This window comes from Desulfoluna sp. (genome assembly GCF_030145185.1).
Taxonomy (GTDB): Bacteria; Desulfobacterota; Desulfobacteria; order Desulfobacterales; family Desulfolunaceae; genus Desulfoluna.
Genome location: NZ_JAQYWB010000074.1, coordinates 15,599 through 27,900, shown reverse-complemented (window position 1 = coordinate 27,900; position 12,302 = coordinate 15,599). Strand labels below are relative to the sequence as shown.

10 protein-coding genes are annotated in these 12,302 nt (G+C 55.4%); 7 read left to right on the top strand and 3 right to left on the bottom strand.

Translation table 11 applies throughout. The annotated features are described in order from the left end of the window. Positions 1 to 175 precede the first annotated feature (175 nt). Positions 176 to 1,024, top strand: a complete 849-nt coding sequence (locus tag Q1Q75_RS18880; protein WP_300673876.1) for an alpha/beta hydrolase — start codon at positions 176 to 178, stop codon at positions 1,022 to 1,024. Between the two features lie 163 nt (positions 1,025 to 1,187). Here the strand turns inward: Q1Q75_RS18880 and Q1Q75_RS18875 are convergent, their stop codons facing one another. Then, entirely contained in the window at positions 1,188 to 1,379 is a 192-nt protein-coding gene (locus Q1Q75_RS18875; RefSeq protein WP_300673874.1) for a twin-arginine translocase TatA/TatE family subunit, read from the bottom strand. A 129-nt stretch (positions 1,380 to 1,508) separates the two neighbouring features. Between Q1Q75_RS18875 and Q1Q75_RS18870 the strand changes: the two genes are divergently transcribed. The 3 genes from Q1Q75_RS18870 (at position 1,509) to Q1Q75_RS18860 (ending at position 5,415) form a co-directional block, all read left to right on the top strand. Beyond that, a complete protein-coding gene (locus Q1Q75_RS18870; RefSeq protein WP_300673872.1) occupies positions 1,509 to 2,576 on the top strand; it encodes a hypothetical protein in 1,068 nt (355 codons plus the stop codon). A 377-nt stretch (positions 2,577 to 2,953) separates the two neighbouring features. Continuing rightward, positions 2,954 to 3,814: a MoxR family ATPase gene (locus Q1Q75_RS18865; RefSeq protein WP_300673869.1), complete on the top strand. Its 861-nt coding sequence runs from the start codon at positions 2,954 to 2,956 to the stop codon at positions 3,812 to 3,814. A gap of 410 nt (positions 3,815 to 4,224) precedes the next feature. Beyond that, entirely contained in the window at positions 4,225 to 5,415 is a 1,191-nt protein-coding gene (locus tag Q1Q75_RS18860) for a hypothetical protein (RefSeq protein WP_300673867.1), read from the top strand. 606 nt (positions 5,416 to 6,021) lie between these two features. Here the strand turns inward: Q1Q75_RS18860 and nth are convergent. After that, positions 6,022 to 6,675, bottom strand: coding sequence for an endonuclease III (gene nth, locus Q1Q75_RS18855; RefSeq protein ID WP_300673864.1), 654 nt, complete (start codon positions 6,673 to 6,675; stop codon positions 6,022 to 6,024). Positions 6,676 to 6,963: 288 nt separating this feature from the next. On the opposite strand from nth, the gene Q1Q75_RS18850 reads away from it, so the two are divergent. Further along, positions 6,964 to 8,790 carry a long-chain fatty acid--CoA ligase gene (locus Q1Q75_RS18850; RefSeq protein ID WP_300673861.1) on the top strand — a complete coding sequence of 609 codons (1,827 nt, stop codon included), beginning with the start codon at positions 6,964 to 6,966 and terminating at the stop codon, positions 8,788 to 8,790. Positions 8,791 to 8,978: 188 nt separating this feature from the next. Here the strand turns inward: Q1Q75_RS18850 and Q1Q75_RS18845 are convergent, their stop codons facing one another. Next, a complete protein-coding gene (locus Q1Q75_RS18845; protein ID WP_300673859.1) occupies positions 8,979 to 9,338 on the bottom strand; it encodes a hypothetical protein in 360 nt (119 codons plus the stop codon). A gap of 1,041 nt (positions 9,339 to 10,379) precedes the next feature. Here Q1Q75_RS18845 and serC point away from each other — a divergent pair. Together serC and Q1Q75_RS18835 are read left to right on the top strand one after the other, a co-directional pair. Continuing rightward, positions 10,380 to 11,465, top strand: a complete 1,086-nt coding sequence (gene serC / locus Q1Q75_RS18840; protein WP_300673857.1) for a 3-phosphoserine/phosphohydroxythreonine transaminase — start codon at positions 10,380 to 10,382, stop codon at positions 11,463 to 11,465. A gap of 55 nt (positions 11,466 to 11,520) precedes the next feature. Continuing rightward, positions 11,521 to 12,183, top strand: a complete 663-nt coding sequence (locus Q1Q75_RS18835) for a uracil-DNA glycosylase (RefSeq protein WP_300673855.1) — start codon at positions 11,521 to 11,523, stop codon at positions 12,181 to 12,183. The last annotated feature ends 119 nt before the right edge of the window (positions 12,184 to 12,302 follow it).

Sequence of the window (12,302 nt, the reverse complement as noted above, 5' to 3'; positions counted from 1 at the left end):
GGTATTCTGTCTGATTTTCTCACCCTTCGGGCGAGCCGGGTGCACTCATCTGCCGCGTTATCAGAGCTTTGAGGTAAACCACTACATCTTCAGCTCTGATGCCTTGCATATGAGCGCACCCAACTCGTGAAATATCCGGGCTAATCCCCATTTAACCTGAAGCGGACCAGGGATCATGAGAGAACTCTTGCGGTACGAAAACAAAGGGATAGGAGTATCCAAAACCCCCTTCACCCTTTCCGACGGCGTCACCCTGACCCTATTTGACTTTAAAGGAGAGGGGCACGAAAAAAAACCGATGCTTCTCTTTGTGGCGGGCTGGCTTTCGGCCCTGTCCGGTTGGCATGAGGTGCTGGAGGAGATGACCCCTCACACCCGGGTCCTCTACATGGAATCGAGGGAAAAACGCAGTGCCCGCCTCCCGGCGGGTCCCCTCCCCCGCTTTGACATCGACCGACTGGCCGACGACATCGCCGAAGTGGCAAACGCCTTCATTCCCGCGGAAACGAGCCTCTACGTCGCAGGCAGCTCCCTGGGGTCCACGGCGCTGATCCGGGCGATGGCCCGAAGAAAAATAACCCCCTCCGGTGCTTTTCTCATCTCGCCGGTCACGGCCTTTCAGTTTCCCCCATGGGGCAATTTTATCATCTCCTTCGTTCCCCCCTTCTTTTTCAAGGCGATCCGCTACCCCATCGTCTGGTATCTGATCAACTTTCGTGTGGACAAAAAAAAGGAACCGGAGCAGGCCCGAAAATACACCCAAACCATCATGGATGCGGAACCGACCCGCCTCAAGGCAAACGCTGCGGCCTTAAGCGGCCACACCGTCTGGGAGGATCTGCCCCAGGTAAAAAGCCCTGTGGTGGTGATTGGGGCCGCGTCCGACAAGCTGCACGGCGTAGAGGAGATCACAAAAATGGTGCAGAGAATGCCCGAGGCCCGGGTGGAGGTGATGGGAAGCAACAAAGAGACCCACAGCGGACAGGCCGGACGCTTTATTGTCGAAGGCATGGGTGCGGGGTGATCCATAAAAAAAAGGGGGGCTTTATTAAGCCCCCCTTCTTACTGTATATCATCATTTTTAAAGGCTGATCAACGGTTGAGACATCGGCTTGCCGCTTCACAAAGTTTCTGACAAACGGCCTCAAACAGCCTTTTTCTCAATATTTCACCGCCTCATCAAAATTTCAGGCGTCGTCTTTCGTGTCTTCTTTACTTGTCTCGTCAAGCTTCTCATTTTCGGTCTCAGAAACAGACTTCTTGAAGTTGCGAATGCCTTTTCCAATACCGGAACCGATCTCAGGAAGTCGTCCGGCACCAAAAATAATGAGAATAATGATGAGGATGATGGTAAGTTCCATCGGACCAAGTCCAAACATCTGTTCCCCCTTCGTACAAAAGGTCTATGCGAGTTTGATAAAAATTACAGCGGTTCATGCGACCACAGAACATACCACCGGCTTCGGCAGGGTGTCAATCTTTATAACTGAAAAGGGATTCAGCATATTATGACGAAATTTACCCCCCAGGGACGGCCCCTTCTCATCGGTAGCCTGCCCCTCTCAGACCATGCCCAGGCAACCCAACTTGTGTTTGCTCATACCCCTGAAATCCCCCTCTGGGTTCAGCTCCCATCCAACCCCAAAGAGGGCATGATCGACCAGTTTCTTCCCGGATTCCCCGGACTCGTGGAGGAAGAGGAGAAATCCTGGATTGACTCAACCACCGAAACCTTCGCCGATGAGATGCTTGCCTTCTACGAAGCGTATCTCCTGGTCAGCGAAGCCGGCGGCGACATCGAGGGCTCCCCCTTTGCCATTTCAGCAGAAAGGGCCAAAGGCTTCTCCACCCTCACGGAGATGGCGCAGACCCTCTCCCCCTTCCCCCTGGCCCTCAAGGGGCAGATCACCGGGCCCGTAACCTTCGGCACCGCCGTCAAGGATCAGGAAGATCGGGCCATTTTTTATGATGACCAGCTTCGGGACATCATGGTCAAGCACCTCACCATGAACGCCGCCTGGCAGGCTCGGATGCTCGGCAAATCGGGCGCCCTTCCCATCGTCTTCTTCGACGAACCGGCCCTGGCCGGGTTCGGAACCTCCGCCTACGTCACCATCACCGAAGAGGACGTGGTCTCGGCCTTAAACGAAATGGCCGAAGCCGTCCACAAAGAAGGTGGACTGGCCGGGGTGCATGTCTGCGCCAACACCCAGTGGACCCTTCTCTTTGACGCGGCCATCGACATCATCAGCTTTGACGCCTACAGCTACTTCGACCGGTTCGTGCTCTTTGCAGAGAACCTGAAGGGATACCTCAAACGTGGAGGCATCCTCGCCTGGGGCATCGTCCCCACCGACAACGCCGAGGTCATCCAAAAAGAGACCGTGGAGAGCCTCTTTACCCTATGGGAAACCCAGATGGCATCACTCGAAGCCCTCGGCTTTGACCGAAAAAGCCTGGTGGACGCCACCCTCATCACGCCCAGCTGCGGGACGGGGTCCCTTACCCTTGAACTGGCCCAAAAGGTCCTGGCCCTGACCAAAGGACTCTCCGAAAAAGTTCGGGCATCGATCTAAAAGAATGAGCGTAAGGGAGGGGCTCTTTTTGTGCGTTACCGCCGACTTCATTCAGACGGTCGTATAAAAGTCTTCACAAACACCCGAACTCTCCTTTATAATCTAAAGCTCCTTTCCTTTATTTTAAGGGCGAGGAGCAAACCGTCCGATTCGGCCACAACCACCGGGCCTTAAAAAACAAACGACCGCCGAGTCTCAGAGCTCGACGTCACAATACCCACAGTGAAGGGAAAAAAGGAGGGGGAGTCACTGAAACTCGGGATGCATTTACCCATTCAAAAACATCCTTTCCGTGAAACCACCAGCCTTTACCCGACCAAACATTGATTGATGTCACCGCAGCACCCTGGCGCGGCGCCATCCAAAAAGGAACCCCCATGTCTGCAAACGTAAATGAGAACAACGCCGTTTTCACCGGCGCAAAGAAGTACGTCCTTGATGAAGAGCTGGCTAAAATCGTCAACATCTCCATGGCCCTTGAGATGCCCCTGCTCCTCAAAGGCGAACCCGGCACCGGAAAAACCATGCTGGCCTATGCCATCAGCGAAAGCCTGCGCATGCCCCTGATCACCTTAAACGTGAAGTCAAGCATGAAGCTGGTGGAAGCCCTCTACCAGTACGACACCTTGACGCGCCTGAACGACAGCCGCTTCGGAGACTCCTCCCGCAACGTCTCCGACATCGAGGCGTACATCGCCATGGGCAAAATCGGCCAGGCCTTCACCGCCAACGAGCGTGTGGTGCTCTTGATCGATGAGATCGACAAGGCAGACACCGACTTCCAGGACGACATGCTCGACGTCCTGGACCAGATGCAGTTCGACATCATGGAGATCGATAAAACCGTCTCCGCCAAAACAAGGCCCGTGATCCTGATTACCTCCAACGCCAAGAAGGATCTCTCCGACCCCTTCCTCGGGCGCTGCAACTTCCACCACATCGCTTTTCCCGACCCCAAGGTGATGCGCCGCATCATCCGGGTTCATTTTCCGGAGCTCAGCGATGAACTCGCCGACAACGCCATCACCACCTTCTACAAACTCCGCGAATTGGACGGCATCGAGAAGAAACCGGCCACCCGTGAGCTCATCAACTGGGTCCGCGCCCTCCAGGCCGACCCCGACTTCAAAATCAAGCAGCTGGCCAAAGGGGACATCCCCTTCCTCGGCGTGCTCTTCAAAAAGAGCCCCGACTACAGCCGGGCCACCAACCAGGTGACGAAACGACGGATTTTTTAGGGGGCAGCAAAAAAAGCCTCCGGCGGCGAGGTGTGCCACCTCGAAAGCGGGTGGCGAATGCTCTTCGGCCATCGTTCCTCAGGCCGATCACATTCGCTGGCGGGCAATGCCCGTAAGCTTGCCCGCGATGAATCTTCCAGTGTTCGGATACCGCGACCCCATTAACAATGGTCAAATGAACACGTGCCCCTGATCCTGTCGGAGCCCAGACTTTTAAAAAAAACTACATTTGTCGTCTGTCGGGTTTAAAATCACCACACGTGGCCCATGCTGAGGCACACGTGCAGGAGCAACCCCTAATGAATTCGCAATAACGCTTTCCTCCGAGGAACAAGGTGCAAAGCGTTGTTGCAACCGAAACGTTTTTGCGGCGCTTTTTCAAAAAGCGACCCGCCGGAGACACACTCACCATGTTCATCGACTTTTTTTACAAACTCAAGGAGATCGGAGTTCCGGTGAGCCCCACCTCCTTTCTGCGACTTCAAAAGGCTCTCTCGACGGGGCTGGTGAACTCCGTGGATGATTTTTACACCGCCGCCCGCACCATCCTGGTGAAGAGCGAGCGGTACTTCGATATCTACGACCAGGTCTTCGCCTGGTACTTTAAAGGCGTGGAGATCCCCGACGATGAATCCCTGGAGCTGGATGATGTCGCCCGGGCCATGCTCGACGAGTGGCTCCAGAACCCCAAAGAGATGGCCGAAGCCCTGGGGATGGACGAAAAAGAGCTCTCCAAGTACTCCCCGGAAGAGCTCATCGACTATTTCAAAAAAAGGCTGGAAGACCAGAAAGAGCGCCACGACGGGGGCAACAAATGGATCGGCACCGGAGGGTACTCCCCCGTGGGCCACTCCGGATACCACCCCGGCGGCATGCGGGTGGGCGGGGAATCCCGCAGCAAAAGCGCGTTAAAGGTGGCTGGGGAACGCCGCTACAAAGACTACTCCGGCTACGGCCCCCTCACCCAGGCCCACATCGGAGAGGCCTTAAAGCGCCTTCGCAACCTCACCCCAGCCGGCCCCAAAGACAATCTCAATGTCGACAAAAGCATCTACCAGACCATCAAAAACGGGGGCGAGATCGAGCTCGTCTTTGACCAGAGCTTAAAGGACCGCCTCAAGGTCGTTCTCCTCATCGACAACGGCGGCTGGTCCATGGAACCCTACGTCCAAGTGATCCAGACCCTCTTTGACTACGCCAGGGCCCAGTTCAAGGACGTGAAAACCTATTTCTTTCACAACACCATCTACGACACCGTCTGGCTCGATTCCAGCCGCTACCGACAACCCAAGCGCATCGAGGACTTTGCCAAAATCGATCCGGATACCCGGCTCATCATCTTAGGAGATGCCTCCATGGCCCCCTACGAGCTCCTCTCCCGGGACGGCTCCATCTATGTTCAGGACCGCAGCGGCCAGCCCAGCATCGAACGACTCCGCTTTCTCTCCGAGACCTTTGCCCACTGCGTCTGGCTCAACCCGGTCCAGGCCCACATGTGGGGCTACACCCGCACCATCCAGGCCATCGGACAGATCTTCCCCATGTTCGAGCTCTCCCTCGACGGCCTCGAAGACGCCGTCTCACACCTGATGGAAAAATAAAAAAAACCTCCGGCGGGCAGGGGCTACAGCCCCTGCACCCCAGGTTCGCAAATGCTCCCGACCTTCGTTCCTCAGGTCGATCACATTCGCTGATGGACTCCGCCCGCAGTGAAAGACTGACACCCCTCTGTTTCATGAGGGGATTAAAACCATCATGGGACGAAAAGACAGTACAAAGAGTGATGCCTTCGCTCCTCCTCGTCTTCCCCGGCTGCCCGGGAAAAGGGATCCGATTGTGCCGTTTTACTGTCCGACACTCACCACCTTTTGTATCGCTAAGTGACCGGGGATCCATGCCCGACAGATAGCATCACCGCTCTCATTTCACGACCACGGTGTGCAAGCACACCCTGATATGATTGCCCCCCGTCACGCATTCGAAATCTACGGAAAAAGGAATTAGCTCATCACCGCCGGCGTTATTCGGATTCATGCCACCCCATGAATTGACACGGAAACGCCGATGACCAACGCGCTTGCGCCATACGATGCCGGCCTTCACCCTTCACGCGAATGCGGACGCGAGGTGCTGGGAGCACCGACAGCCACAGCGCATTCGCAAACCCGCTCTCGAGGTGGCACACCTCGCCGCCGGAGGCTTTTTTTCTAACGGTGTGTGGTCACCCCGATTCGGGGGCAAAGATCGGCAACGGGGCAGGTGGAGCAAAAGGGGGAGATGGGTCGGCAGAGGACCTGGCCGAAGGAGACGAGGATTTCGTTGTAGATAACCCAGTACTCTCTGGGGAGTTTTTTACGCAGGGCCATTTCGGTCTTGTCTGCGTTTTTGGTCGCCACGTAGCCAATGCGGTTGCTGATGCGGTGAACATGGGTGTCCACGCAGATGGCCTCCATCTGATACCCTTCCACCAAAACAAGATTGGCGGTTTTCCGGCCCACGCCGGGGAGGGTGAGGAGCTCATCGATGTCGTTGGGGACGACGCCGTGGTATTTTGACAGGATCAGGGTGGAGATCTCCATGATCCGATGGGACTTGGTGGGATAGAAACCCACGGGATAGATCAGCCTGGCGATCTCTTCCTCGCCCAGGGCCAGAAGTGTTTCGGGGGTACGGGCCACCTCAAAAAGACGCCGGGCGGCCACGGCCGTCACTTCGTCTTTGGTCCTGAGGGAGAGAAGGGTGGCGATAAGCACCTCAAAGGGGGTGGCACCAATCCCGGCCATCAAGGTAATAACCGGTGCATTCCACGCTTTGTACGCCTCTTTCAAACGTTCCACAAATATCCTGATATCCACAGCCATACACACCTCTTCCTCCCCCATGGGTGACCGGTTTTTTATCGAGTGACTCTTCGTTGGACATACCATAGACAGGCCAAAGCGCCAACGCTCATACCAGATTGACATCTTAAGACCCCGCCTCCAGGGCTTCAAACCTGTCGATTCGCTTCATTCTATCCATGGGGCCCGAGGATGATGAAGCCCCGGAAACCCTCTTTTTTTCATCCCCCCCTTGATTCACGGGCCCATACCATAGTATTTCTGTTTCACGGATAAAACATTGATCACAGACAGGCGCGAAGGGTGAAGATGACAGTGAGCCATCACCACGAAGGGTCCCAGGCCTTTATTGAGAAGGAACAGCACCTCGCCCTCATGATCCGGCGACGCATCCCCCTTTACCAAAACAAGATTGCTTTGAAAGACCGGGCCGACGGCCCCTGGCTCAGCCTCACCTGGCAGGAGATGGGAGAGACGGTGGATGCTCTGGCCCGAGCCCTCCTGGCATGCGGTCTTGAGGTCGGCGACCGGGTGGGCATTTTTTCTCAGAACCGGGCGGCCTGGACCCTGGCCGACCTGGCCATCCTCTCCATTCGGGGTGTCACCGTCCCGGTGTACGCCACCCACTCCGCCGATGAAGCCGCCTACATTGTGGAGGATGCCGGGATCCGACTTCTCTTTGTCAACGACCAGGATCAGTACGACAAAGCCCTCTCGGTTGCCAGACGCAGAGGAAACCTGAAAACCCTCGTGGCCTTTTCGCCCAACGTTACCCTGAGCCCTGAAATCCCCAGTTTCTCCTTCCATGACTTCCTCATGCTGGGCACGGGAAAAGCCCTAAAGCACGAGCTTGAAACGCGTCTCGCCCAGGCCGGGCGATCCGATCTCTACACCATCATCTATACCTCCGGGACCACCGGCACGCCCAAAGGGGTGATGCACACCCATGAAGGGATCCTCACAGGCCTCTACTGCACCGCGCTTCCCATGCCCATCAAAGAGACCGATGTCTCCTTAAATGTTCTCCCCTTGAGCCATGTCTTTGAACGCAGCTGGACCTGGCTCATCCTCTCCCGGGGCGCCGAAAACAACTACTGCCACGACCCCAGGCTGCTCCGGGAGTTTTTCGCCGAGGTCAAACCCCACTACATGGTCAGCGCCCCCCGGATCTGGGAAAAATTCTATGGATCCATCATGGAAAAACTCCACCGGGCACCTCCCAGAAGCCAAGCCCTCTTCCACTGGGCCCTTCGCACCGGACAAAAACGCAACCGTCTCAAACAGCGTCACCAGCCAGTACCCATGGGCCTCGAAGCCCGCTACCGGCTGGCCAGTCGCCTGGGCCTGAAACGCATCCGTGCCGTCACCGGCGGGCGGTCAAAATTTCATCACGTGGGCGGCGCCCCCCTGAACCCTGCGATCATGGACCTTTTTTGCAGCGCTGGCATTCCCATGGCCATGGGATACGGTCTCACAGAAATTTTTCCTCTCTGCGTCTGCGGCTCAGCCGATATCGGCCTGGGGACCAGCGGCAAGCCCCTCCCCCTCATGGACGTCCGCACTGGAAAAAATGGAGAACTGCACGCCAGGGGGCCCTGCCTGATGAAAGGCTACTGGAATCACCCCGAAGACACAGCCCGAGCCCTCACCCCGGATGGATGGTTCCTCACCGGAGACATCGGAGACATCACCCCGGAAGGCCATCTCTGCATCACCGATCGCCTCAAAGATATTCTCATTACCTCCGGAGGAAAAACCATCTCCCCCCAAGCCATCGAAGCCACATTAAATGAAGACATATACGTGGGACAGGGGGTGATCGTGGGCGATGGGAGGCCCTATATTTCAGCCCTGATCGTCCCCTCTTTTTCTCTGCTGGAATCTCTGGCCGAGGTGATGGAGCTCTCCTGGACGGACCGGCAGGACCTGATAACCCACCCCGAAATCTTAAGCTTCTACAGATACCGCATCGACGAACACACCCAGGGGCTGGGACGAATAAACAAAATCAAACGATTCGCCCTCCTCCCGTCACCACTGACCCAGGAGGCGGGAGAGCTCACCCCCACCCTGAAACTGAAACGCCGCGTCATCAACGAGCGCTACGCCCGAATCATTGAGACGATGTATTCCTGAACGGCCTAAAATCGCATAAAAAGAAGCAGCCTCCGGCGGCAAGGTGGGCCACCTTGAAAGCGGGTTTGCAAATGCGCACCCGACCTTCGTTCCTTCGGGCTGAAATGCCTCCGCATTCGCGTTAAGAGCAAGGAAGCGCGCCATGTGCCGCACGGGCATTCGCGAAGAGTTTCATAAAAGGCAACGATTCAGCTCGTGAGAAGCAAATAAACAAACACCACAAGCACAGCCAGAAGAAACAACCCGCCGATCATCTGAGAGATACTGAGCTTCGAGGCTGAGCCCTTTACCGACGCACGCCTCTGTGTCTTTCTTTTTTTCTTCCTGTACTCAGTAAGTTTCACCACTTTTTTCATCGCAGAACGCCCCTCTAAATTACCTGAATTCCACAAATAGAAGAATATATCACCCATCAATGCATGCTTCTGGCGGTTCTGCCGGACCCAACGGTTAAAACGGTAAACCAACAGGTCATCATACATCATGCCGTGTTGATCCAAAATCCAAAACCGATAGGATGTGACCAAAAAACAAAGGTCAAAGAGCATCCACCATCCTTCAAAAGATAACTCACAGAATACTATACTGCAATTAAAACACCACCCATGCCCTATACGAAACGTGTTCTATAAAGACGACACAAGCCGAACTAAATAGCTAATTTAACGTAGTTAATGTTAGAATATCGGCCACGTCTCGTAAAAACCACGCAATAGACAAGGGAGACAAAAAAAGAGGCCCTGTATAACTCTCCCCACCTGCATCATTTCGATACACTCCCCCTGTATCCATGGATACTATTTATCCACAATTTTTCAGTGTCACTCGGCTGTCGTCTTTATTGATATACCTTTTTTATTCATGATTTCAGATATATTTGTTTTAACTTTCTATGTTGGCATCATCCATGCATTCACTTCTCAACGAAACAGCGCAACCGCAGAAGGATCACCCCCCCCCTCGATCCTTCTGTCAAAGCCAGCCGGGATCCCGTCTTGTCACACCGCCATCGCGGGGTCCCGGTTTTTTGATTGTATCGACACCTTATTTTAGCATCCCTCCTGCGAACGGGTTCTTCCGTCCACAAAAAAACAGCCAAAACGCATGTCTCTAATAATCAGGCTCCGGTGCATCCCCCCGCACCGGAGTCCCCTTTCTCTACACCATACGCCTTTGCCTGCTTTATCGGAGTCCACCTGTTCAGGTGGTGCCTCCGGCCGCCCTCCCGGAGTGAGCCAAACTTTTGAAACATTTGACAAACAGATTTTTTAAGCGACCTTGCTTTCAAGGTGGGCCACCTTGCCGCCGAAGTCTTTTTTAAAACCAATCAATTACAATGCGTTAGTCTTAACAAAGGAGGAGAAACACCGATACCTCACGAGCGTGTAACGGACGAGACAACCCCTCACCCTTCACGCGAATGCGGACGCCTTTCAGCCTGGAATCACGACAGCCGCGTCGCATTCGCAAACCCGCTTTCAAGGTAGCGCCACCTTGCCCTTGCCCATCCCGTTTTCATTTCAGGGCAAAAGTGATACAACACCCCTGCTTCACAGTTTGTATGGCCATAACTTATAAGGTGAGCAATCATGAACAATCGGATACACAATTTCAGTGCCGGCCCTTCGACCCTCCCCACCTCCGTGGTTCAGGAGATGCAGGAGAACCTCTTGAGTTATCAGGGCAGCGGCATGTCTGTGATGGAAATGAGCCACCGGGGTGATCTTTTTATGGAGATCATCGAAGAGGCGCGCACGCGCATCAGGCGTCTGTACGGCCTGTCCGATGCGTACGACGTGCTTTTTGTCCATGGGGGCGCAAGCCTTCAGTTTGCCATGGTTCCCATGAACTTCATCGGCGAGGGGGAGTCGGCCGATTATATCGAGACCGGCACCTGGTCCACCAAGGCCATAACCGAAGTGCGGATCCAGAACAAGGGGGTTCGGGTGGTGGCCAGCTCCGGTGATCGGGAGTTTACCTATATCCCCGAGGCCTTTGACTTCTCGCCGGAGGCCCGTTTTGTGCACATCACCACCAACAACACCATCCGGGGCACCCAGTGGCACGCCCTGCCTGAGACGGACGGCGTTCCTCTGATCGCGGACATGTCTTCGGACATCCTCAGCCGCCCTGTAGATATGGACCGCTTCGGGATGATTTATGGTGGTGCCCAGAAAAACATGGGGCCCTCGGGAACCGCCGTGGTGATTCTGCGAAAAGATTTCGTGGAGAGAATCCCTCAGGCCCTCCCCACCATGCTCTCCTACCGCACCTATGTGGAGAAGGAGTCCATGTTCAACACCCCGGCCACCTTCCCCATCTATGCCATCTCCCTGGTTACGAAATGGCTGGAAGAGACCATGGGAGGTCTAGCCGCCATGGAGGCCGTCAACCGACGAAAAGCGAGCAAACTCTACGGCGTGATCGACGAGGACGACTTTTATGAGGGCACCGCAGAAAAAAACGACCGTTCCCTGATGAACGCGACCTTCCGCCTCCGACAGCGCGAGCTGGAGCCGGTGTTTGTGAAGCAGAGCCTGGAGGCTGGGTTTGCGGGCCTGAAAGGGCACAAATCCGTGGGCGGGCTGCGCGCCTCTATTTACAACGCCGTCTCAGAGGCCTCGGTGGACGTTCTGTGCGACTTCATGGACGCGTTCAGGCGAAAGCACAGATAAACACCGTGCTCCCTTCAAAACCTTTGCAAAATAAGAGAGATAATCGCATTATAGTATGATTGACGATGCGCTCCATTCGTGGAAACAACAGGTGCCTCTCCTCGCGGGCGATACCTTTCAGACACTGGAAAAGACGGTTCAAAGGCTGCGAGGTCAATCGGCCGTCTTTCCTTCTGACGAAAACGTCTACCGAGCCCTGGCCCTCACCCCTTTCAACCAGGTGAGGGTGGTCATTTTAGGACAGGACCCTTACCACGGCCGTGGCCAGGCGAACGGCCTGGCCTTCTCGGTGCCGGACGGGGTTAAAACACCCCCCTCCCTTCGAAACATCTTTAAAGAGATGGCGCGGGATACCGGGCAAGAGGTGGAACACCTCTCCACCGATCTCTCACGCTGGGCACGTCAGGGGGTCCTTCTCCTCAACACAGTGCTCACCGTGGAGGAGGGAAAGGCCGCCTCCCACAGCCGTCTCGGCTGGCAGGAGATCACCGATGGTCTGGTCCAAGCGCTCAGTGATGCACGATCCGACCTCGTCTTTATGCTCTGGGGCGGCTACGCCCGGGGCAAAAAAGACCGAATCGATGCAAAAAAGCATTTAGTCCTGGAGGCCCCCCACCCCTCGCCCTTATCCGCACACCGGGGATTCATCGGCTGCGGGCACTTTACGGCAGCCAACCGTTTCCTGGAATCAAAAGGGAAAGGGCCTGTGGCCTGGTAATGGAAAATATGCCTCCGGCGGCCCTGCCGGGGTCCAAACTTTTGCCTGATCTTATAACGACAAGTTTAACAAACAGGTCAAAATATTATCATTCACCTTCGATCTTAGGAGATAAAACA